The organism is Sinorhizobium fredii NGR234, assembly GCF_000018545.1.
Lineage (GTDB): Bacteria > Pseudomonadota > Alphaproteobacteria > Rhizobiales > Rhizobiaceae > Sinorhizobium > Sinorhizobium fredii_A.
Genome location: NC_012587.1, coordinates 3,560,468 through 3,581,641 on the forward strand (window position 1 = coordinate 3,560,468; position 21,174 = coordinate 3,581,641).

The window sequence follows — 21,174 nt, forward strand, 5'->3', positions numbered from 1 at the left end:
AGATCGAAATAAAAGGGACTGCAGGGAGGGAAGAATGAGTGTGGAAACGGTAGAAAGCGGTACAGGGCCGACGCCGAAGAGAGGGGTCAGCATCCTGTTCGGGCTTACACTTCTCGGCCTGCTGGTTGTCCTCTGGTTGCTCCTTGGCCTGGCGACGAGCGCCTTCTGGACGCCGAACAATATCAGCAACCTGCTGCGCCAGGGCGCGATGACCGCGATCCTCGCGGTCGGCCAGACCTTCGTGATCATCACCGCCGGCATCGATCTCTCGGTCGGCGCGGTCGTCGGCTTCACCAGCGTCATCGTCGCCTGGCTGCTCGCGGCCGGCGTGCCGCTCTGGCTGGCGCTCATTGCAACTCTCCTGATCGGTGTGCTGATCGGCGTATTCCATGCCTTCGGCATCGTCCGCATGGGCCTGCCGCCCTTCATCATCACGCTCGCGACACTGACGTCGCTGCGCGGCATCGGCCTCTTGATCACCAACGGTTCGACGATCTCGATCACCAACGAGGCCTTCACCAATTTCTCCCGCGCCGACTTTCTCGGCGTCCCGAGCCTCTTCTGGATGGTGATCGTCGTCGCGGTTCCGGCCTACGTCTTCCTGCATCTGAGCCGTTTCGGCCGCTATCTCTTCGCCGTCGGCTCGAACAGCGAGGCGGCCCGCCTTTCCGGCGTCAACGTCAACCGGACGATCTATCTCGCCTATATCCTGTCGTCGACCTGCGCCGCCTTTGTCGGCCTGCTGCTCGCCTCGCGCATCGGCATCGGCAACGCCACGCAGGCGGAGGGCTGGGAACTGCAGGCGATCGCCTCGTCGGTCATCGGCGGCACCAGCCTGTTCGGGGCCGTCGGTTCCGTGCACGGGCCGCTGCTCGGCGCCTTCATCCTGGCGACGATCAACAACGGCGCCAACCTGTTGAACGTCAATTCCTTCTGGCAACGCATCATCACCGGTCTGCTGATCATCGTGATCGTCTATTTCGACCAGTTGCGACGCCGCGGGTCGCGTTGAATAGCGCTTGGCCAAAGCCGGCCGGAACCGCGAACATCAAGCTACGGAACGCCCCATGAAAGCTGTCGTCTGTTCAGAACCCGGTCGCCTTGAAATCACCGAACGCCCCGGCCCGTCGGCGCCCGCCGCGGGTTGGGTCCGCCTTGCCGTTCGCCGGGTCGGCATCTGCGGTACCGACTATCATATCTTCGAAGGCAAGCACCCCTTCCTCGAATATCCGCGCGTCATGGGCCACGAGATCTCCGCGACCGTGGTCGAGACCGGCCCGGGCTCCCGGCTGACGCCGGGAACTTTGGTGGTCGTCAATCCCTACATCTCCTGCGAAACCTGCGCCGCCTGCCGCAAGGGCAAGCCCAATTGTTGCACGGCGATCCGGGTTCTCGGCGTTCACACCGATGGCGCCTTCTGCGAAGAGATCCTCATGCCGGAACGGAACCTCTATCCGGCGAACGGTCTTTCTCCCGAGTCCGCCGCGACGGTCGAGTTTTTGGCGATCGGCGCGCATGCCGTCCGGCGATCCGGCATGGCGCCCGGTGCCCGGTCGCTGGTGATCGGTGCCGGTCCGATCGGTCTCGGAACGGCGATCTTTTCCCGGATCGCCGGACACGAGGTGACGCTCCTGGACACCAGCGCCGAGCGATTGGCCTTCGCCGCGGACGAGCTCGGCTTTCCGGGCGGCCTTCTGGCCGGCGAGGGGCTGGAAAATGCCATTGGCGAAGCAACGGACGGTAACGGCTTCGACGTCGTCTTCGACGCCACCGGCAATGTCATCTCGATGGAACGGTCCTTTACCCATGTCGCGCACGGCGGAACCCTGGTGTTCGTCAGCGTCGTGAAGAACGACATCCGCTTTTCCGACCCGGAGTTCCACAAGCGCGAGATGACACTGGTGGCGAGCCGCAATGCGACGCGCGAGGATTTCGATCACGTCATCGCCTCGATCGGCAACGGCCTGGTGCCGGTGGATAAGCTCGTCACACACAGGACGACCCTCGGCCAGGCCGTGCACGACCTGCCGCGTTGGGCGCACGACAAGGCGGGGCTCGTGAAGGCGGTCATCACGGTCGGTGCCACATGAACTTCATCGATTCGCACCAGCATTACTGGACGCTCGGTCTCGGCCACAACGACTGGCCCGGTCCGGATCTTCGACCCATCTTTCGCGACTTCGGGCCGGACGACCTGAAGCCGCACCTCACGGCTGCGGGCATCGGCAGCACCGTCCTCGTCCAGGCAGCGCCGAATGTCGCCGAGACCGACTTCCTGCTCGAGATCGCCGCACGCGAAGAAACGGTTGCGGCAGTGGTCGGCTGGGTCGACATTCTCGGTTCCAGCGCCGGCTCCGAGCTTCAGCGACTGAAAGGGCATCCGAAGTTCAGGGGAATCCGGCCGATGCTGCAAGGCATCGCCGAGACCGCCTGGATCCTGCGGCCGGAAGCGATCGCGACGCTCGAGATGCTGCCGCACATGGATCTCCGTTTCGACGCGCTCATCCAGCCGCGCCACCTGCCGGTGATCGCCGCGCTCGCCGACCGCCTGCCGAACCTCCCGATCGTCGTCGATCACGGCGCCAAGCCGTTCATTGCCGAAGGCCGGCTGGAGCCTTGGGCGACGGATATGGCGGCGCTCGCCCGCCGCCCCAATGTCCACGTCAAGCTGTCGGGGCTCGTCACCGAGGCAGGCGGGAACTGGTCCGTTGAACGTTTGCATCCCTATGCCACGCATCTCATCGGCGCGTTCGGGGCCGAGCGGGTCATGTTCGGCAGCGATTGGCCGGTTGTATTGCTCGATGCCGACTATGCAGAGTGGTTCGCTGCGGCCCAGGCGTTGACCGCGACCTGCTCGGAAGCTGAACGGCAGGCGATTTTCCTGGGGACGGCGGCCCGTTTCTACGGAATTTCGGCGGCCTGAGGTACGAACGTCATAGCGCGACAGGCCCGCGCAATGTTATCTCAATATATTAGTAATATGATTCCCTGCACAAAATGGCCCCAAATGCATGGGGGTCTTTTTGTTGCACTGCACAAGAAAAGTGGTAGTCTGCAAGCGATTGCGGACACCAAGACAAACACTCGCAAGGCTTGCGTCGGACCTGGGAGCGGCGCCGGGATTGATTGAAACAAGGGGTACGCGTCCCATGTTCTACCAGCTTTACGAAATGAACCATGCCATGATGGCACCGTGGCGCACGGCGGCGGATGCCATGCGGCTGGCCTTCAAGAATCCGATGAATCCGGTCTCGCACACCTATTTCGGCCGCGCCGCGGCCGCGGGGCTGGAAGTCTTCGAACGGGCCACGCGACGCTACGGCAAGCCGGAATTCGGCCTGCCCGAGACGATTGTCGACGGCCAGACGGTGCCGGTCCGCGAGAAGATCGTCTGGCGGGCGCCCTTCTGCAACCTCATCCATTTCGAACGGTCGCTGCCGAAGGGGCGGGCGGCGGATCCGAAAGTGCTGCTCGTCGCACCGATGTCCGGCCACTATGCGACGCTGCTGCGCGGTACCGTCGAGGCGCTGCTGCCTCACTCCGACATCTACATCACCGACTGGCTGGACGCCCGCATGGTGCCGCTCAGCGAGGGTACCTTCGACCTCGACGACTATATCGACTACGTCATCCAGATCCTGCATCACCTCGGCCCCGATACCCATGTCATCGGCGTCTGCCAGCCGGCAGTGCCGGTTCTCGCCGCCGTCGCCCTGATGGAGGCGGACAACGACCCGCTCTCGCCGGCGACCATGACGCTGATGGGCGGCCCGATCGACACGCGCATCAACCCGACCGCCGTCAACCAGTTGGCCGAGCAGCGGCCGGTCGAATGGTTCCGCGATAACGTCATCATGCCGGTGCCGTGGCCGCAGCCGGGCTTCATGCGCATGGTCTATCCGGGCTTCCTGCAGCTCTCCGGCTTCATGTCGATGAATCTCGACCGCCATCTGGTTGCCCACAAGGAATTCTTCGCCCATCTCGTCAAGAATGACGGCGATGCCGCCGACAAGCACCGCGATTTCTACGACGAATATCTCGCAGTCATGGACCTGACGGCGGAATTCTACCTGCAGACGGTGCAGGTGGTGTTCATGCAGCATGCTTTGCCGAAGGGCGAAATGATGCATCGCGGCAAGCGCGTCGATCCGACGGCGATCCGCAGAACCGCACTGCTGACGGTCGAGGGAGAGAACGACGACATTTCCGGTCTCGGCCAGACCCAGGCGGCGCAGACGATCTGCAGCAATATCCCGGAGCATATGCGCCAGCACTACATGCAGCCGGATGTCGGCCACTACGGCGTCTTCAACGGCTCTCGCTTCCGCGGCGAGATTGCACCACGCATCGTCGCGTTCCAGCGCCAGCATTCGCGCCACTCAAGCCCGGTGAAGCAGATCATCAAGGGCGGCAAATCGGCCTAGCGCATTGGCCCGAAAATCGGAATCGATTTTCGGAAGGCACGATGCGTAGATCGAAAGTGTTACAGCGTCCTCTGCGCGTCTGAAAAGACGCGCGGCGCTGTAAGCGCAACGTCGCGCGGCCGATCCTGATCTCTTTCGGGCGCTCTGCGGCAGCGATTTGCTGCCGCAGAGTCAAGGGTTTGCCCGATTCCCATGCGGCGCATCTTGCAGACATCTCCGGGCTTTCCCACATCGTTTTCACCGGGCCGCAACGGGCGGCCCGCTGACTGCGAGGAATACTGAAGATGAACCAATCTGCATTGATCCGTCCGGACTGGACGCCTGCGACCATTGCATTGATGGTGCTCGGTTTCATTGTGTTCTGGCCGCTCGGCCTGGCGATGCTCGCTTACATCCTCTTTGGCGACAAGCTGAAGAGCTTCAAGAAGGACGCCAACGACAGCGTGGACCGCATGTGCGCCGGCTTCCGCCGCAACAACCGGGCGCACTGGGCTCACCACCGGACTCACCACCGGACTGGCAACGTCGCCTTCGACGACTGGCGCGAAGCGGAACTTGCCCGCCTCGACGAGGAGCGCCGCAAGCTTGACGAAATGCGCGAGGAATTCGACGCCTATGTCCGCGAGCTCCGGCGCGCCAAGGACCAGGAGGAATTCGACCGCTTCATGCGCGAGCGCAAGAATGGCCGCCCCGGTCCGGAACCGGGCTTCGAGACGAACTAATGGAATCGGCGTCCGGCGTTTCACATGAAACGCCGGACGCATACAGCCATGTGCTACCGGTCCGCGAATCGGTTAGAAAGGTCTCATGTTCCCTTCCTTCAAGCGGCGCCGTGGCAGTGAAACCCGCATCGATGTCACCCGCGACATCGAGGTGGCCGGCAAGCGTCTTCCCTTGACCATCCGGCAGAACGCCCGCGCGACGCGGATGACGTTGCGCATCGAGCCCGGCGGGCGGGCCCTGAAGCTCACCGTTCCGGAAGGCCTGCCGGAGCGCGAGGTCAGCGCGTTCCTCACCCGCCATCAGGGCTGGCTGATGACCAAGCTCGCGCGCTTCTCCGGCGAAAGCGAGCTCGAGCACGGCGGAACGATCTTTGTCCGGGGTGTGGCCCATCGCATCGAGCGGACCGGCCGGCTTCGTGGCCTCACCGAAGCGGTGGTCGTCGATGACGAGGCCGTGCTGCGGGTCGGCGGCGCCGAGGAGCATCTGCGGCGGCGGATTGCCGATTTCCTGAAGAAAGAGGCGCGCTTCGAACTGGAGCGTCTCGTCGCCGTCTATGCCGGCCGGATCGGCCGCCGGGTGCGCTCGCTGAGCCTCAAGGATACCCGCAGCCGCTGGGGTTCCTGCTCCGCCGACGGGGATTTGAGCTTTTCCTGGCGGATCACCATGGCGCCGCCCAAGGTGATCGCCTATCTCGCCGCCCACGAGGTCGCCCATCTTCAGGAGATGAACCACGGCCCGGATTTCTGGGCGCTTTGTGAGAAGCTCTGCCCGGACACCAATGAGGCCAGGCGCTGGCTGAAGCGCAACGGCACCATGCTGCACGCCATCGATTTTGGTTAGAAGAGATCGATGCTGATGGGTTGGGCGGTCCCGCGCGTAGAGGATTAAGATTGCCCCTCACCCCAGCCCTCTCCCCGCGCGCGGGGAGAGGGGACCTCTGCGGTGCGGCATATCCCTTCTCCCCGCTCGCGGGGAGAAGGTCGCGGCAGCGGGATGGGGGGCAAGCCCACCGGCCGACGCGTTTTCCGTCAGTAGGATAAAATCGTCCGAGCTGGAAACGTCCGCGGCTTATGAAAGATCACGCCCTGCACTGCAACGGTTTTGCTCGACTCGCGCGGCATTTCGTGCAAGGTCGCTTCCCATGAAAATGGACGTGAAAATATGCGGGCTGAAGACGGCGGAGGCCGTCGAGCATGCCGTTTCACTCGGCGCTTCGCACACGGGCTTCATCTTCTTCCCCAAGAGCCCGCGCAACATCGAGCCTGACGACGCCGGCCGGCTGGCCGAGCGCATTCGCGGCCGGGCGAAGATCGTCGCCGTCACCGTCGACGCGGACAATGACGATCTCGACGAGATCGTTTCCGCCCTGAAGCCCGACATCCTGCAGCTTCATGGTGGCGAGGATCCGGAGAGGGTGCTGACCGTCAAGGCGATCTATGGTCTTCCGGTCATGAAGGCGCTGTCGATCCGCGAAGCGTCCGATCTCGACCGGATCGACCCCTATCTCGGCATCGTCGATCGATTCCTTTTCGATGCCAAGCCGCCGGCCGGATCCGAACTGCCGGGCGGCAACGGCGTCTCTTTCGACTGGAGACTGCTCGACGCGCTTGACGGAAGCGTCGATTACATGCTTTCCGGTGGACTGAATGCAGAAAATATCGGCGAGGCTCTTGCGCTGACCGGCGCGCGCGCCGTCGATACATCTTCCGGGGTCGAGAGCGCCCCGGGTGTCAAGGACTTGAAGCTCATGGATGCGTTTTTCGACGCGGTCCGCCGCGCCGAAGCCGTACGGCCACGATCAGGGAGCAAGACGTGAATCAGCCGCTAAAACCGAACTCCTTCAGGGCCGGACCGGATGAGGACGGCCGTTTCGGTATTTTCGGCGGCCGTTTCGTCGCCGAGACCCTGATGCCGCTGATCCTTGACCTCCAGGACGAATGGAACAAGGCAAAGAATGACCCGGTGTTCAAGGCGGAGCTCGAGAAGCTCGGCGCCCACTATATCGGGCGTCCGAGCCCGCTCTATTTCGCCGAGCGCCTGACGGCCGAGCTCGGCGGCGCGAAGATCTATTTCAAGCGCGAGGAGCTGAACCACACCGGCTCGCACAAGATCAACAATTGCATCGGCCAGATCCTCTTGGCCAAGCGCATGGGCAAGACCCGTATCATTGCCGAGACCGGCGCCGGCCAACACGGCGTGGCTTCGGCAACCGTCGCGGCCCGCTTCGGGCTTCCCTGCGTGGTCTACATGGGCGCCACCGACGTCGAGCGCCAGGCGCCGAACGTCTTCCGCATGAAGCTTCTCGGCGCCGAGGTGAAGCCGGTGACCGCCGGTCATGGGACACTGAAGGACGCCATGAACGAGGCGCTGCGCGACTGGGTGACGAATGTCGACAGCACCTATTACCTGATCGGCACGGCCGCCGGCCCGCACCCCTATCCGGAGATGGTCCGCGACTTCCAGGCGGTCATCGGCCAGGAGGCCAAGGAACAGCTTCTCGCGGCCGAGGGCCGCTTGCCCGACCTCGTCGTTGCGGCGGTCGGCGGCGGCTCCAACGCGATCGGCATCTTCCATCCCTTCCTCGACGACGACGGCGTCAGGATCGTCGGCGTCGAAGCGGGCGGCAAGGGGCTGGACGGCGACGAGCACTGTGCCTCGATCACCGCCGGCTCTCCGGGCGTGCTGCACGGCAACCGCACCTACCTGCTTCAGGACGGCGACGGCCAGATCAAGGAAGGCCACTCCATCTCGGCCGGTCTCGATTATCCGGGCATCGGTCCGGAACATGCCTGGCTCAACGATATCGGCCGGGTCGAATATGTGCCGATCATGGACCATGAGGCGCTCGAAGCCTTCCAGACGTTGACCCGCCTTGAAGGCATCATCCCGGCGCTCGAGCCGTCGCATGCGCTCGCCGAGGTCATCAAGCGCGCGCCGAAAATGGGCAAGGACGAGATCATCCTGATGAATCTCTCCGGTCGCGGCGACAAGGACATCTTCACCGTCGGCAAAATTCTGGGAATGGGGCAGTAACGAGTATGACCGCACGCATGGAACAGAGGTTCGCCGACGTTGCGGCAGAGGGCCGTCCAGTTCTTGTCACTTATTTCATGGGCGGCGATCCCGATTTCGAGACGTCGCTTTCGATCATGCAGGCGCTGCCGAAGGCCGGCGCCGACGTGATCGAGCTCGGCGTTCCCTTTTCCGATCCGATGGCCGACGGCCCGGCGATCCAACTCGCCGGCCAGCGCGCGCTCAAAGCCGGACAGACGCTTGCCAAGACGCTCGAACTCGCCCGCCGCTTCCGGGCCGAGGACCAGCGCACCCCTATCGTGCTGATGGGCTACTACAACCCGATCTATATCTATGGCGTCGAGCGGTTCTTGAACGATGCCGTCGAAGCCGGCGTCGACGGGCTGATCGTCGTCGATCTGCCGCCGGAAATGGACGACGAGCTGTGCATCCCGGCGCTCAAGAAGGGCATCAGCTTCATCCGCCTGGCAACGCCAACGACCGACGACCGCCGCCTGCCCAAGGTTCTCGAAAATACCTCCGGTTTCGTCTATTACGTCTCGATGACCGGCATCACCGGTTCCGCTCTGCCCGATCCGTCGCGGATCGCCGGTGCGGTGGCGCGGATCAAGTCGCACACGTCGCTGCCTGTCTGCGTCGGTTTCGGCGTCAAGACCGCCGAGCATGCGCGGGTGATCGGCGCCTCTGCCGACGGTGTCGTGGTGGGGACGGCGATCGTCAACCAGATCGCCTCGAGCTTGACGGAAGAAGGCCGCGTCACCGAGGCGACGGTGCCGGGCGTCGAGGCGCTGGTTCGGGGCCTTTCGGCCGGGGTGCGGGCGGCACGCCTTGCAGCAGCCGAATAATCGCCCATATTGGCGCGCAGAAGCCGAAGGACAGCTTCAGGAGTCTACTAAGTGAACTGGATCACAAACTACGTTCGGCCGAAGATCAATTCGATGCTTGGCCGCAGGGAAGTTCCGGAGAACCTCTGGATCAAGTGCCCTGAAACCGGCGAGATGGTGTTCCATCGCGATCTCGAAGAGAACAAGTGGGTCATCCCGCAGTCCGGCCATCACATGAAGATGCCGGCCAGAGCCCGTCTCAAAGATCTTTTCGATGGTGGAATCTATGAAACGCTGCCGCAGCCGAAGGTGGCGCAGGATCCGCTGAAGTTCCGCGATTCGAAGAAATATCTCGACCGCCTGCGCGACAGCCGCGCCAAGACCGAGCTCGAGGACACGATCGTCGCCGGCCTTGGCCTCGTCCAGGGCGTCAAGCTGGTCGCGGTCGTGCACGAGTTCAACTTCATCGGCGGCTCGCTCGGCATGGCGGCCGGCGAAGCGATCATCAGGGCCTTCGAGAAGGCGATTGCCGAAAAATGCCCGCTGGTGATGTTCCCGGCCTCGGGTGGCGCCCGCATGCAGGAAGGCATCCTGTCGCTGATGCAGCTTCCGCGCACCACGGTCGCGGTGAACCTGCTAAAGGAAGCGGGGCTTCCCTATATCGTCGTGCTCACCAACCCCACCACCGGTGGCGTAACCGCATCCTATGCGATGCTGGGCGACATCCACCTCGCCGAACCCGGTGCGGAGATCGGCTTTGCCGGCAAGCGGGTCATCGAGCAGACGCTGCGCGAGAAGCTGCCCGACGGCTTCCAGACCTCCGAATACCTCCTGGAGCACGGCATGGTCGACATGGTCGTCAAGCGCCACGACCTCCCGGCGACCCTTGCGCGCGTGCTGAAGATCCTGATGAAGAAGCCGGTGGAGGCGGCAAGGCGTGAAAGCGGCTCCCAGGTTTCGGCCTTGCCGGTCGCAGCCCGGGCCTGATCGCCGCCCGACCCAATCCGACACCACATTGAGTGCTGCGCGTCCGTTCGGAGGCGCAGGTGTCGCTGTAAGTGTTTTGATTTGCTGCGATTCCGTTTTAAGGAATCCTGCGCGGATCATCTTTTTCGAGGCAGGAACATGGCGGCGGCACAGGTCAGCGAGGCGGCGCAGGAGATCGAGAAGCTTCTTGCCCTCCATCCCAAGGGCTTCGACCTGTCGCTCGACAGGATCACGCGGCTGCTGGCGGCGCTGGGAAACCCTGAGACTCGCCTGCCGCCGATCATCCATGTCGCCGGTACCAACGGCAAGGGCTCCGTCACCGCGTTTTCGCGGGCGATCCTCGAGGCGGCCGGCCTCAGCGTCCATGTGCACACATCGCCGCATCTGGTGAACTGGCACGAACGCTATCGGCTCGGTGCCAAGGGCGGCAAGGGTGCGCTTGTCAGCGACCCGGTCCTCGCCGATGCGGTACGCCGCGTGGCGGAAGCCAATGCCGGCCAGAAGATCACCGTCTTCGAAATCCTGACGGCGGTCACCTTCGTCCTGTTCGCCGAGCATCCGGCCGATGTCGTGATCCTCGAGGTCGGTCTTGGCGGTCGCTTCGATGCGACCAACGTCATCGCCCGGCCGGCCGTTTCCGTCATCATGCCGATCTCGCTCGACCACCAGGCCTATCTCGGCGACCGGGTCGAACTGATCGCCGCGGAAAAGGCCGGAATCATGAAGCGCGGCTGCCCGGTGGTGATCGGCCATCAGGAGGAAGACGGCGTGCGCGACGTGCTCGTCGATACCGCCGAACGGCTCGGCTGCCCGACGTCCGTCTACGGTCAGGATTTCATGGCGCATGAAGAGTTCGGCAGGCTGATCTTCCAGGACGAGAACGGGCTTGCCGACCTGCCGCTGCCGCGCCTGCCGGGCCGGCACCAATATGCCAATGCCGCGGCGGCGATCCGTGCCGTCCGGGCGGCCGGATTCGACGTTCCCGAGGCGGCGATCGAGAAGGGCCTGGCGGGCGTCGAGTGGCCGGGGCGGCTGCAGCGTCTTGCCGGCGGCAAGCTCGCGCACTACGGGCCGCCGGCCGCCGAAATCTGGATCGACGGCGGCCACAATCCCGGCGCCGGCCAGGTGATCGCCGAAGCGATGGCCACATTCGAGGAGCGTGATCCGCGGCCGCTCTTCCTGATCATCGGCATGATCAACACCAAGGATCCGGTCGGCTATTTCAAGGCCTTCCTCGATCTCGCCGAGCAGGTCTTCACCGTGCCGATTCACGGATCGGATGCGGGACTCGATCCGGTCGCACTGGCCGCCGATGCCGCCGCCGCAGGCTTGGAGGCGAATGCCACATCCTCGGTTGCGGAAGCACTCGGCCTTATAGCCGAACTGACCGAAGAGGATCCCGGGCCGCCACGCATCCTGATCGGCGGTTCCCTCTATCTCGTCGGCGATGTGCTTTCCGACAACGGCACGCCACCTCGGTAGAGGTGATAGGGCGCAGCCACCCTCCGGCGTCATCCTCGGGCTTGACCCGAGGATCGATCCTGCCAGCATTCCAGCAATCAAACGCACAGGATTTTGCTGAGTATTCACTGAGTCGATGATTCGACCATTCGTGGCATCGCACAACGGTTATGCCGGAGCCGGCGCTTGCGCCTGGATCCTCGGGTCAAGCCCGAGGATGACGATGCCAAGCGAGAGATTACCGGGCCGACAAGGGCAACCGCAAGTGCGGCCAAAAAAAGCCCGGGCAAAGCCGGGCTCTTTCAGGTCTTGCTTGCGCCGCGCTTCAAGCCGAGGCGTTGGAAATCCACGAGCTCAGCGCCGTCTTCGGCGCCGCGCCGACCTTGATGTCGGCGACTTCGCCGGCCTTGAACAGGGCGAGCGTCGGGATCGAGCGGACGCCGTACTGGGCCGCCAGTTCAGGGTTTTCATCGATATTGAGCTTGGCAACCTTGACTTTGCCGGCAAGCTCGGTGGCGATCTCTTCGAGGCTCGGTGCGATCATTTTGCACGGGCCGCACCATTCGGCCCAGAAGTCGACGACGACCGGCTCGGCGGAATTCAGGACTTCTTTCTGAAAATTGGACGCATCGACTTTTACAGTTGCCATCGGCTGCTCCTTCGGAATGGCATTGTCCAGATGTTGTGCCTCATGTGAGGCCTCGCCACCGGATTTTCAATATCGTGTATCTCACTTTGTCGCGAGCTCTTCAAGGCTCCGATCCAGCATCGTGTCGGGAAGCACCCGGACGGCCGGACCCTCCGTGAAGATCAGCACTGAGCGGAATTGCTTGCCGGGATAGAGCGGCTTCAGCAGATCACGGTAGATGGCGAGCTGCCGTCGGTAGACGGACGGAACGTCGTCGACCGAGGCCGGCACGTCGCGATTGGTCTTGTAATCGGCGATCGTCACCGTGTCGCCGGCAATCGCCAGGCGGTCGAGGCGGCCGGATATTGCGAACTCCTGGCTCCCGAGCTTGAGCGTTCCCATGACGGAGACTTCGGCTCGGCTCTGTTCGCCGAAGAGCGGCTGCAGTTCCGTATGATCGAGCACATCCATTACGGCGGCGGTCAGCGCCCGCCGCTCCGTCTCCGGCCAGCCCGGCACGGCGCGCCCAAGGTAGCGTTCCGCCGCCTCCCGGCGCTTAGCCTCCTCGATCGTCGGGAGCACCTGCAGCAGCCGGTGCAGGATGGCGCCGCGCAGCATCGAGAATTTGGGCGTGGCCTGCTCGGCAAAGAGCGCCGAGCCGACGATCGCCTCCCGGTCCGGATCGTCGATGGCGACGCTGGTACCAGAAGGGGCGAGCGGCCGCGGCAGGCGGCGCGGCGGCGGCAAGGGCGTGAAGAGCGCCGGCGGCAGGATCGACGCAGCCGCGTCCGGCTTGCTCTTTGCGTCGCCACTCTCCGGGATGGTTACCGGCACAGGCGCTTCACGCCAGGCATGGCCCGTCCATTCTTCGCCGCCGGCTGAAAAGTCCGTCGGCACCGCCCTGCCTTTCGGATCGTGCGCCAGCGTCCCCTGGACCATGGCATGCCAGGTATCGAGGTTCTGCCGCTGGCCGCGATAACCGCAGACGATCAGCCGATCCGCCGCCCGTGTCATGCCGACATAGAGGAGGCGGCGATACTCTTCCTCCGCCAGCCGCTTCAGCCGCTCGTTGTCGGCGGCGATCAGCGAATTGGACGCCGAGCCGGGCGCCCGCCAGACCGGCACGATGACCGGAGCGCCGCCGGCCTGCGGCTTCTCCAGGAGGCGCAGGTCCGAGACCTGCTGGCGTACGAATGCCTCGCCGCCGCCGTCGACCAGGAAGACCACCGGTGCCTCGAGCCCCTTGGCGGCGTGCACGGTCATGACGCGCACCTCGTCGCGTTCCTTGTCCTGCTCGCGCTTGACGGTCGGCGCTTCGATCTCGAGCGTCGAGATGAAGGCCTGCAGGCCGGGCAGGCCGCTCCGCTCGTGGTCGAGCGCGAAGGTGAGGAATTCGTCGAGAATGTCGCTGACCTCGCTGCCGAGCCGCGCCAGGAAGGCACGTCGGCCGCCATGGGCGCCGAGCACCCGGGCGTAGAAGTCGTGCGGCAGCAGATCGCGGGCAAGTTCGCCATAGCCGGCGAGGATCCGCACGACGCGGCAATATCGGCTTTTTTCCTCCGCACCGAGCTGCTGCAGCCGCTGCCAGAGGCTTTCGCCCTCCGCCCGCCGCGCCGCCAGGTCGAAGACGTCGTCCTCGCCGAGATTGACGAGCGGGCTTTTCAGCAGTGCGGCGAGCGACAGGTCATCTTCGGGCAGGAGCACGAAGCGGCCGAGCGCCAGGAGATCCTGGATGGCGATGTGGTTGGTCAGTACCAGCCTGTCGGCACCGGCGACTGGAATGTTGCCGCGGCGCTTCAGCGCCCGCGTCAGCGCGTTGACGAAGGCATCGCGCTTGCGCACCAGCACGATGACGTCGCCGGGCCGCATCGGCCGCCGGACGCCCTTCTCGATCACGGTCTCCTTGCCGATCCAGTCTTCGAGCACGGCCGCGATCCGCCGGGCGAGAATGTTGACCGGGGCCCGCTCGGGCGTCGCGTCGAAGGGTGCCGTCCAGTCGTCTTCGGAGGTGGTCGGCTCGGGCGCGATGATGTCCCAGATGTCGACCGCTCCGGGGTGGCCGATGCGGTTCGAGGCATGGACGATTGCCTCGTTCCTGGCGCTCAGGCCTTTGGCATTGCCCGGGTTGGCAAAGACCGTGTCGACTGCGGAAAGCACGTCGAGGGTGGAGCGGAAGGAGAGCTGCAGCCGGATCGGGCTGAAATACTTGTTGCCGGCGCGGACCCGACGCTCGGTCAGCACGCTTTCGCGCGAAAAGCGCTCCGGCCGAGCGCCCTGGAAGGAATAGATCGACTGCTTCTCGTCGCCGACCGCAAAGATCGTCCGGTCGTCGGCCCGCGCTGTTTCGCCGGCGAAGAAATCGGCGGCGAGCGCCTGGATGATCGTCCATTGCGCCGGGCTGGTGTCCTGCGCCTCGTCGACGAGGATATGGTCGATGCCCTGGTCGAGCTTGTAGTGGACCCAGGCGCCGACGTCGCTGCGCGAAAGCAGCGCGGCCGTGCGGTTGATCAGGTCCTCGAAATCGAGCTGGCTGCGCCGCTTCTTGAGGTCTTCGTAATCCCCGTTGAGCCTTTCCGCGAGGATCAGTGCCGCCCGCGTCGCCTCATACATGCGCACGATGCTGAGGCGATCGGCAGTTGAGACGATGTGTTGGCGTGCTTCGTCGATCAGCGGTGCGAGATGCGGCGCCTGCGCCAGCATCGCCTTGTTGAAGAAGGCAGACTCGGCCTTCGGCTTGCCGCCGCCGTTGAAGAACACGCTCAGCAGCGAGGCGAAGCGCTCCTCCGCGTCCTTGACCTTGCAGGCTGCCTTCAGGCCCTCGGCGATTTCGACGGGTTTCGCGCCGCCGAGGCTGAGCGCGAGCCCGATATATTGCTCAAGCGCAGCGCCGTTCAGACCGGCCAGCGGCCAGGCGCCGGCCATGACGCTCTCGGCCGATTCCGTCGGAGCAAGGCCAAGCGCCGCACGCAGTTGCCGTTCGCGCCCGCTTTGCGCGGAGGCGTGGTCGAGAAAGGCCTGGATGGGCGCGCGGTTTGCGACGATCGCCTGAAGCAGTTTTTCAAGGCCGGTATCGTCGGCGAGATCGAGGACCGTTGCGAAGGCCTCGGCAAGCTCGGTCTCGCCCTCGGCGGCCGTCGCGCTCAGCAGGGCGCGGCGCGCATCGGCAAGCAACACAGCCGCGGCACGATCGTCGAGGACCGAAAAATGTCCCGCCACGTTGGCTTCGAGCGGAAATTGGTGCAGCAAGGCCTCGGAGAAGGCGTGGATCGTCTGGATCTTCAGCCCGCCGGGCGTTTCGAGCGCCTTTGCAAAAAGCCGCCGGGCTTCGTGGATCTTCGCAAGGGGAGGCCGTTTGCCCTCGATCGTCTCGATCCGTTTTTCAAGCGCGGCATCATCGAGCGTCGCCCATTCGGCGAGGCGCTCGAAGATGCGGTTCGACATCTCGGAAGCCGCCGCCTTCGTATAGGTCAGGCAGAGGATCGCGGATGGCCGGCACCCGGCGAGCAGCAGCCGGATGACCCGCTGCGTCAGCACATGCGTCTTGCCGGAGCCGGCATTGGCCGACACCCAGGCCGATCGGGCCGGGTCGGAGGCGAGCGACTGGCGCTCCGTCGTCCAGTCGAGCCACGCCTTGGGCGTCCTCTCCTCCGTCCCGAAGGTGTCATTCCTCATCGTCGTCCTCCCCGTCGGCCGTCGCCCATTCCGCGACGCGTGCCAGGTGGTCGTATTCACCGCCGTAGTCCCGTTCCTTCTGGACGATCAGGCGCGAGGCGAAGCCGTATTTTCCGCTGGTCAGCGCGGCGAGCAGCTTCCTCAGTTCGGCAAGCGATTCCTCTGCCAGTTGCTCGGCGGTTTTGGTCTCCCTCGACTTGCTGTTCTCGTTGTTGACCGTGTCGACGGCAAAGCGGCTGCCGGGCTTGAGGCGAACATAGCGCAGCGCATGCGGCCGGGCCGGCCCGATCGTGCCGAAGGCGCCCGCCTTGAGCGCCGCCGCCTCGAGCGCGAGCTGCGGGTCGAGCAGCGCCCGCGCTTCCTTCGCCGAAGGGCTGGAGCCCGTCTTGTAATCGATGATGTCGACCGTACCGTTCGCCAGCCGGTCGAGCCGATCGGCGATCCCGGTCAGTCTGATGTCCGAGACACCGACATCCATCGCGGCAGGAGCCTCGGTGAAGGACCTGACGATCGTGTGCCGGCGCTCCCGCTCCCAGGAAAGAAACGCCCTTGCCACCGCCTCGAAGCGCGGCCGCCAGATCGTGTCGATGTGAGCCGGGAGTTGCTCCTCGTCGAAGGCTTCCCGGATCAGTCGCACCATCGCCTCTTCCCCATCGCCGGAGGCGGGGTCGAAACCGCCCTTGACGAAGCGGTCGACGATCCGGTGGTAGAGCAGGCCGCGTTCGGCGGCGCCCGGATCACGGTTGAAGGAATCGATCGGCTCCAGCCGCAAGATGCGGCGCGCATAGATGGAATAGGGGTCGCGGCGAAGCTTGGTCACCTCGCTGAAGGAGTATTTGCGTGGCTGCAACTCGACTGGCGGCTTCGGCTGCGGCCGCTCGCTGAGCGGCTGGCGCTCGCCGCCGTCTAGGATGCGCATCCAGTGAAGATAGCTGGCGCCATTCGCCTTGAGCTGTTCGGTCAAAGTTTTGCCGCCAAGCGCCTGCAGCCGCTGCACCCATCGCGAGGCGACGGTCGGCGCGGAGCCCTGGCGCATGGAGCGGGAAAGAATCAGACGGCGCGTTCCGCAGGCCATCTGGAAATCATGGGCGAGCTGACCGATGCGCCGCTCCGGCGGTTCGAGGCCGATGCCCGACTTCATCGTCCGCGACAGGAAAGGGTCGTTGGAGGTCTGTCCCGGCCAGGTGCCCTCGTTCAGGCCGCCCAGCACGACGAGATCGACGCTTTGCAGGCGCGATTCCAGCGCCCCGAAGATGAAGACGCGCGGGTGTCGCATCGATCGCGGTTTGACCGCTTCGCTGGCGGCAAGCGCCACGACGATATCGCACCATTGCCGTCCGTCGGCCTCCATCTGCCCGTCGGTCTCGATGATGCTTCGCAGAAGCGTTGCCAATGCTTCGCCGGCTTCCGACCCCCAAAGCTCGCCGAGGCTGCCGCGCTCGTCGATGGCGACAGCCTCCAGCGCCCGACCGGTACGTTCCGCCCAGTCGGCGAGGGTCAGGACCATGGAGTGATGGCGGCCACCTTCCGACCCGCCGGCGTTGGTGCTGGTCAGCGGCTCGACGGCCGTTGAAATGCGCCCCGCAAGTGCCCGTGCGCGGGCGATATCGCCTTGATCGATGCCGCGGCGCCAAGGTCTCGGGTGCCGCTCGGTGCGCTGCCTGGCGAGTGCCTTGTCGAGCACGGCTTCGAGGCCGGAGATATCGGAAAGGTCGGTGCCGCCGCGCAGCGCCAGAAGCTCCAGCACGTCGGCCGCCCGCCGGGTATCTACGGCCGTCTGGCCGAAGCGGGCGAGCGGATGCTTGAGCAGCGCCACCAGGGCCACCGGATCGTCGGGTCTGAGGGTCGCCTCGATCAGCAGCCGCGCCAGCGCGCCAGCCGACGTCGCCGAGAGCGGCACGCCGGCGGAGTCATCGGCTTCGATGCCGAACCGGGCGAGTTCCGCCCCGACGCGCCGCGCCAGTCCCCGATCCGGAGTGATCAGCGCCGCCTGGCTCTCTTCGTCGCCTTCGAGCGCCAGCCGCAGCGCAATGGCGATCGCGGCCGCCTCCTCGCGCTCGTTCGCCGCCTCGATCAGCGCCACGTCGGCGAAGGCCGCAAGGAGCTTCTCCGGCTCGAAACCGCCGCGCGCCTCAGTCCAGCCGTCAGTGGCCTCGGCCGGGAGCAGCGCCCGCGAAAGCACCGCGCCGCGATAACCGAGGTCATCGTCGAGCGATCCCAAAACCGGCACGTCGAGACGTTCGATGCGCATGCGCTTCAGAAAGCGGTGGAAGCCATACTGCGGATGGGTGCGGCTTGCCGGGCCTCTTGCAGGCGGGCCTGAAGCGGCGACCTCTGCGATAAGCTCCCATTCCGTCTCGCTCATCACGAGGTCCAGGCCGGGAAGCACGATCGTGCCGTTCGGCAGCGTCTTCACCGCGGCTATCAGGGCGGCGGTCGCGGGGATCGAGCCGGTCGAGCCGGCGATGATGATTGGCCCGCTTACCTTGCCGGCGGCAATCCGCTGTGTTTCGGCTTTGAGCATCGCGTTGCGATGCCGCGCCGGCGAGGAATGCTTGAGTTCGTCGAGCCGTTCCGGCCAATAGATCCGGGCAATCTTCAGGAAGGCCAGTGTCAATTGCCACCAGAGCGCATGCTCGCCGCCATCAAGCCCGTCGAGCGCGTCCCAGTCGAGCTCCTCCGTCTCGATCGCGTCTATCAGCTCGGCGAGATTGCGCGCCAGCCAGATGGCATCGGCCGGGCTCGCCGGCGCGATCAGCGGGCTTTCGGCATGAATGTCGAGGACCACCTGCGGCAGGCGGTTGCGCCAGGCAAGGATCAGCCGGCCGAGCTCGATCAGCCGTTGGGTGCCGGAAAGCGGCGGCGCCAGATCGAGGATCGCCGGCATCTCGGCGTCGAAGAAGCCGCTGTCATCGTCCGTCTCGCCAAGCGGGCGGATCACCGGCAGGATCGCCGAGCGGCCGCCGAGCAGGTCGACGAATTCCGAGCGCAGGACGCGGGCCGCACGCCGCGTCGGCACGAAGATCGTCACGCCGGCGAGCGCCAGCGGATCGGCCGATTCGTATTGGAAGTCCGGCGTCAGCACGCCGCCCAGGAGTTTTTCCGCCAGCGTCTTTAGGAAAGGCAGGCCGGCAGGAATCGTGAAGACGTTGGAGGCTCGTCCGGGCACCCTACCCTCCCGGTTCGAAGCGCCGGACCACGGCCTCCGCCTCCTCGATGGCGTCAGGCGTGCCGACGGTCATCCACTGGCCGTCGAGCATCAGCCCGAAGAGACGGCCTCTGTCGATCGCCCGGTCGAAATAGATATTGAGGTTGAAGGCATCGGTGGGGGCATCGGCGAACAGCCGTGAATCCATGGCGATTGCGCCCGCATAGACCACCGGATTTTCCATGCCGTCCGCGTAGCGCGTCAGCGCCCCCTCCTCGGACAGCGAAAAATCCTTCTTGCCGTTGTGCCCCGTCGTGTCCTCCAGGCGCACGCAGAGCAGCGCCATGTCCATGCGCTCCGGATCGAAGAAGGCGGCGAGCCGCTGCAGGTTGCAGGGTTGCCCGGCCTTCTCGCCGACCCAGAAGAGATCGGCATTCATCACCAGCACCGGTCCGTTGTCGAGCAGCTTCAGCCCCTTGGCAAGCCCGCCGCCGGAATTCATCAGCGCCTCACGCTCGTCCGAAACCAGGATGCGCGGCGTCTCGCGCCGGCTGAGATGGGCCTCCATCTGGTCGGCGAAGTGGTGGACGTTCACGGCGGCCTTGGTGACGCCGGCGGCCGCGAGCAGGTCCAGCACGTAGTCGATCATCGGCTTGCCGGCGATCTGGACGAGTGGCTTCGGCAGTGTGTCGGTGATCGGCCGCAGGCGGGTGCCCAGTCCGGCCGCAAGCACCATGGCATTGGTGATCGACATGATTTCCTGTCAGTTGGCTGATTCGCTAGCCAGGATTCCAGCCTTAATGCACCAATCGCGCAAGGGTGTCAGCACTTCATGCGTCAGTGCATGCTGAAGATAGCCGAAGGTGCGCGGCATGTGCTTCATGTAGCCGGGCTTGCCGTCGCGCTCTTTCAGTCGCACCCAGATGCCGGCGAGCTTGCAGTTGCGCTGCGCCGCCATGATATGCCAGTCGCGCAGGAAGGCCGTCTCGTCGAAGCTTCCGGAAGCCTTGCGCTCGGCGATGTAGGTGCCCATCAGCCTGTCTGCCAGCTCGCGGTCGATCGTGACGCGGGCGTCCTGCACCAGCGAGGCAACGTCGTAAGCCGTCGGCCCGATCATCGCGTCCTGGAAATCGATGATGCCGATGCGGTCGAGGCCATCGCGCTCCGCCCGCCACAGGATGTTGGGCGAGTGGAAATCGCGCAGCAGCAGGTTCTTTTCGGTTGAGCCGAGACTATCGATCAATCGGTCCCAGATCGCGAAGTACTCGCTTCGCTCCGCGTGCGATGCAGGCCGTCCGCGCTTCCAGGGCAGGTACCAGTCGATCAACAGGCTCGTCTCGATCTTGATTGCCGTGCGGTCGAAGTCGGGAATGTGATGGACGATGCCGTCGGCGACCGCGATGTCGCGCTCGGGTGGCGCGGCATGGAGACGGCCAAGCAGCCGCACGGCCTCGCTATAGCGCTCGACGACGGGCCGGCCTTCGGCGTCGAGAATGCCCTCGGCACCCAGATCCTCGATGAGCAGCAGTCCCAGGTCGAGATCGCGGGCGTAGATCGCCGGTGCTGCGAAGCCGCGTTGGCGCAACAGTTCGGAAATGGCGACGAAGGGGACGACGTCCTCGGCGATATGGGCGAGCTGCTGGTAGTATTTGCCGTCCTGGAGGATCGGGCCGGGCTTGTGCCTGGCCGCGTCCATCATGATTTTCGCCGGCTCACCGTCGTGGATCCGCTCATAGGCCCGCACCGAGGCATCGCCGCTCAGGTGCCGTCGGCCTGCGTGCGGATAACCGGCATCCGACAGGAAGGCCCGGATGGCAAGCGAACGGGCGATCCGCTCGAAGGCCGCGTCAGGCCCAGTGATCCGGACGCGCCGCCCTTCGCCCTCATGCGTGAAGCTCAGCATGATACGCTCGGCAGGCAACGCTTCGGCGGCCTTCTCGGGCCATTCGACAAGACAGATGCCTTCCGCGAGCGCCTCGTCGAAGCCGAGTTCGTCGAGCTCGGAAGCGTCGGCGAGACGGTAGAGATCGAAATGCGCGACGGGGATCCGAAGCTCGTAGCTCTGCACGACGGTGAAAGTGGGGCTCGGCACCTCGAGCCCTTCGTCGTCTGCCATCGCCCGGAGGAAGGCGCGCGCGAAGGTCGACTTGCCCGCCCCAAGGTCGCCCGAGAGGCCGACGCAATCGCCTTTTTTCAGGGCCAGCGCCAGGTCTTCGCCGAGCTCGATCGTCGCGGCTTCGTCCTTCAGCAGGCGTTCGAGAGACTTCATCGAAA

General features: G+C 65.0%; 16 protein-coding genes. 11 read left to right on the forward strand and 5 right to left on the reverse strand.

Going from position 1 to position 21,174, the window contains the following annotated elements:
* Positions 1-34 precede the first annotated feature (34 nt).
* The 11 genes from NGR_RS27965 (at position 35) to NGR_RS28015 (ending at position 11,473) form a co-directional block, all read left to right on the forward strand.
* Positions 35-1,012 carry an ABC transporter permease gene (locus NGR_RS27965; RefSeq protein ID WP_012709847.1) on the forward strand — a complete coding sequence of 326 codons (978 nt, stop codon included), beginning with the start codon at positions 35-37 and terminating at the stop codon, positions 1,010-1,012.
* Positions 1,013-1,067: 55 nt separating this feature from the next.
* Positions 1,068-2,090 (forward strand): zinc-binding alcohol dehydrogenase family protein, encoded by a 1,023-nt coding sequence (locus tag NGR_RS27970; protein ID WP_012709848.1) that lies wholly within the window; start codon positions 1,068-1,070, stop codon positions 2,088-2,090.
* Complete coding sequence (locus NGR_RS27975; protein WP_012709849.1) at positions 2,087-2,923, forward strand: amidohydrolase family protein; 837 nt, start codon at positions 2,087-2,089, stop codon at positions 2,921-2,923. Before NGR_RS27970 ends, NGR_RS27975 begins: the two co-directional genes overlap by 4 nt.
* 226 nt (positions 2,924-3,149) lie before the next feature.
* Complete coding sequence (phaZ, locus tag NGR_RS27980; RefSeq protein ID WP_012709850.1) at positions 3,150-4,424, forward strand: polyhydroxyalkanoate depolymerase; 1,275 nt, start codon at positions 3,150-3,152, stop codon at positions 4,422-4,424.
* 284 nt (positions 4,425-4,708) lie between these two features.
* Complete coding sequence (locus NGR_RS27985) at positions 4,709-5,146, forward strand: DUF2852 domain-containing protein (protein WP_012709852.1); 438 nt, start codon at positions 4,709-4,711, stop codon at positions 5,144-5,146.
* Positions 5,147-5,231: 85 nt separating this feature from the next.
* On the forward strand, positions 5,232-5,987 hold the full coding sequence (locus NGR_RS27990) for a M48 family metallopeptidase (protein ID WP_012709853.1): 756 nt from the start codon (positions 5,232-5,234) through the stop codon (positions 5,985-5,987).
* 301 nt (positions 5,988-6,288) lie between these two features.
* The gene (locus NGR_RS27995) at positions 6,289-6,963 is read left to right on the forward strand and encodes a phosphoribosylanthranilate isomerase (protein ID WP_012709854.1); all 675 of its coding nucleotides are present in this window, start codon (positions 6,289-6,291) and stop codon (positions 6,961-6,963) included.
* The gene (gene trpB, locus NGR_RS28000) at positions 6,960-8,180 is read left to right on the forward strand and encodes a tryptophan synthase subunit beta (protein ID WP_012709855.1); all 1,221 of its coding nucleotides are present in this window, start codon (positions 6,960-6,962) and stop codon (positions 8,178-8,180) included. The genes NGR_RS27995 and trpB overlap by 4 nt, the downstream gene beginning before the upstream one ends.
* Before the next feature lie 5 nt (positions 8,181-8,185).
* A complete protein-coding gene (gene trpA, locus NGR_RS28005) occupies positions 8,186-9,025 on the forward strand; it encodes a tryptophan synthase subunit alpha (RefSeq protein WP_012709856.1) in 840 nt (279 codons plus the stop codon).
* A gap of 51 nt (positions 9,026-9,076) precedes the next feature.
* Positions 9,077-9,991: an acetyl-CoA carboxylase, carboxyltransferase subunit beta gene (gene accD / locus NGR_RS28010; RefSeq protein WP_012709857.1), complete on the forward strand. Its 915-nt coding sequence runs from the start codon at positions 9,077-9,079 to the stop codon at positions 9,989-9,991.
* 138 nt (positions 9,992-10,129) lie between these two features.
* Positions 10,130-11,473: a bifunctional folylpolyglutamate synthase/dihydrofolate synthase gene (locus tag NGR_RS28015; protein ID WP_012709858.1), complete on the forward strand. Its 1,344-nt coding sequence runs from the start codon at positions 10,130-10,132 to the stop codon at positions 11,471-11,473.
* Positions 11,474-11,777: 304 nt separating this feature from the next.
* Here NGR_RS28015 and trxA read toward each other — a convergent pair whose 3' ends face one another.
* The 5 genes from trxA to NGR_RS28040 all read right to left on the reverse strand — a co-directional run bounded on the left by trxA (position 11,778) and on the right by NGR_RS28040 (position 21,169).
* Positions 11,778-12,101: a thioredoxin gene (gene trxA, locus NGR_RS28020; RefSeq protein WP_012709859.1), complete on the reverse strand. Its 324-nt coding sequence runs from the start codon at positions 12,099-12,101 to the stop codon at positions 11,778-11,780.
* Between the two features lie 81 nt (positions 12,102-12,182).
* Positions 12,183-15,752 (reverse strand): double-strand break repair helicase AddA, encoded by a 3,570-nt coding sequence (gene addA, locus NGR_RS28025; protein WP_012709860.1) that lies wholly within the window; start codon positions 15,750-15,752, stop codon positions 12,183-12,185.
* The gene (gene addB, locus NGR_RS28030) at positions 15,742-18,921 is read right to left on the reverse strand and encodes a double-strand break repair protein AddB (RefSeq protein ID WP_012709861.1); all 3,180 of its coding nucleotides are present in this window, start codon (positions 18,919-18,921) and stop codon (positions 15,742-15,744) included. The genes addA and addB overlap by 11 nt, the downstream gene beginning before the upstream one ends.
* Before the next feature lies 1 nt (position 18,922).
* On the reverse strand, positions 18,923-19,654 hold the full coding sequence (locus NGR_RS28035) for a nucleotidyltransferase family protein (RefSeq protein ID WP_012709862.1): 732 nt from the start codon (positions 19,652-19,654) through the stop codon (positions 18,923-18,925).
* Between the two features lie 9 nt (positions 19,655-19,663).
* Positions 19,664-21,169 (reverse strand): bifunctional tRNA (adenosine(37)-N6)-threonylcarbamoyltransferase complex ATPase subunit type 1 TsaE/phosphotransferase, encoded by a 1,506-nt coding sequence (locus NGR_RS28040; RefSeq protein WP_012709863.1) that lies wholly within the window; start codon positions 21,167-21,169, stop codon positions 19,664-19,666.
* Positions 21,170-21,174 lie beyond the last annotated feature (5 nt).

Excerpts from the sequence above, each read along its gene's own strand:
- NGR_RS27965 (WP_012709847.1), top strand. The coding sequence starts at position 35 with ATGAGTGTGGAAACGGTAGAAAGCGGTACAGGGCCGACGCCGAAGAGA.
- NGR_RS27970 (WP_012709848.1), top strand. The coding sequence starts at position 1,068 with ATGAAAGCTGTCGTCTGTTCAGAACCCGGTCGCCTTGAAATCACCGAA.
- NGR_RS27975 (WP_012709849.1), top strand. The coding sequence starts at position 2,087 with ATGAACTTCATCGATTCGCACCAGCATTACTGGACGCTCGGTCTCGGC.
- phaZ (WP_012709850.1), top strand. The coding sequence starts at position 3,150 with ATGTTCTACCAGCTTTACGAAATGAACCATGCCATGATGGCACCGTGG.
- NGR_RS27985 (WP_012709852.1), top strand. The coding sequence starts at position 4,709 with ATGAACCAATCTGCATTGATCCGTCCGGACTGGACGCCTGCGACCATT.
- NGR_RS27990 (WP_012709853.1), top strand. The coding sequence starts at position 5,232 with ATGTTCCCTTCCTTCAAGCGGCGCCGTGGCAGTGAAACCCGCATCGAT.
- NGR_RS27995 (WP_012709854.1), top strand. The coding sequence starts at position 6,289 with ATGAAAATGGACGTGAAAATATGCGGGCTGAAGACGGCGGAGGCCGTC.
- trpA (WP_012709856.1), top strand. The coding sequence starts at position 8,186 with ATGACCGCACGCATGGAACAGAGGTTCGCCGACGTTGCGGCAGAGGGC.
- NGR_RS28015 (WP_012709858.1), top strand. The coding sequence starts at position 10,130 with ATGGCGGCGGCACAGGTCAGCGAGGCGGCGCAGGAGATCGAGAAGCTT.
- trxA (WP_012709859.1), bottom strand. The coding sequence starts at position 12,101 with ATGGCAACTGTAAAAGTCGATGCGTCCAATTTTCAGAAAGAAGTCCTG.
- addA (WP_012709860.1), bottom strand. The coding sequence starts at position 15,752 with ATGAGGAATGACACCTTCGGGACGGAGGAGAGGACGCCCAAGGCGTGG.
- NGR_RS28035 (WP_012709862.1), bottom strand. The coding sequence starts at position 19,654 with ATGTCGATCACCAATGCCATGGTGCTTGCGGCCGGACTGGGCACCCGC.
- NGR_RS28040 (WP_012709863.1), bottom strand. The coding sequence starts at position 21,169 with ATGAAGTCTCTCGAACGCCTGCTGAAGGACGAAGCCGCGACGATCGAG.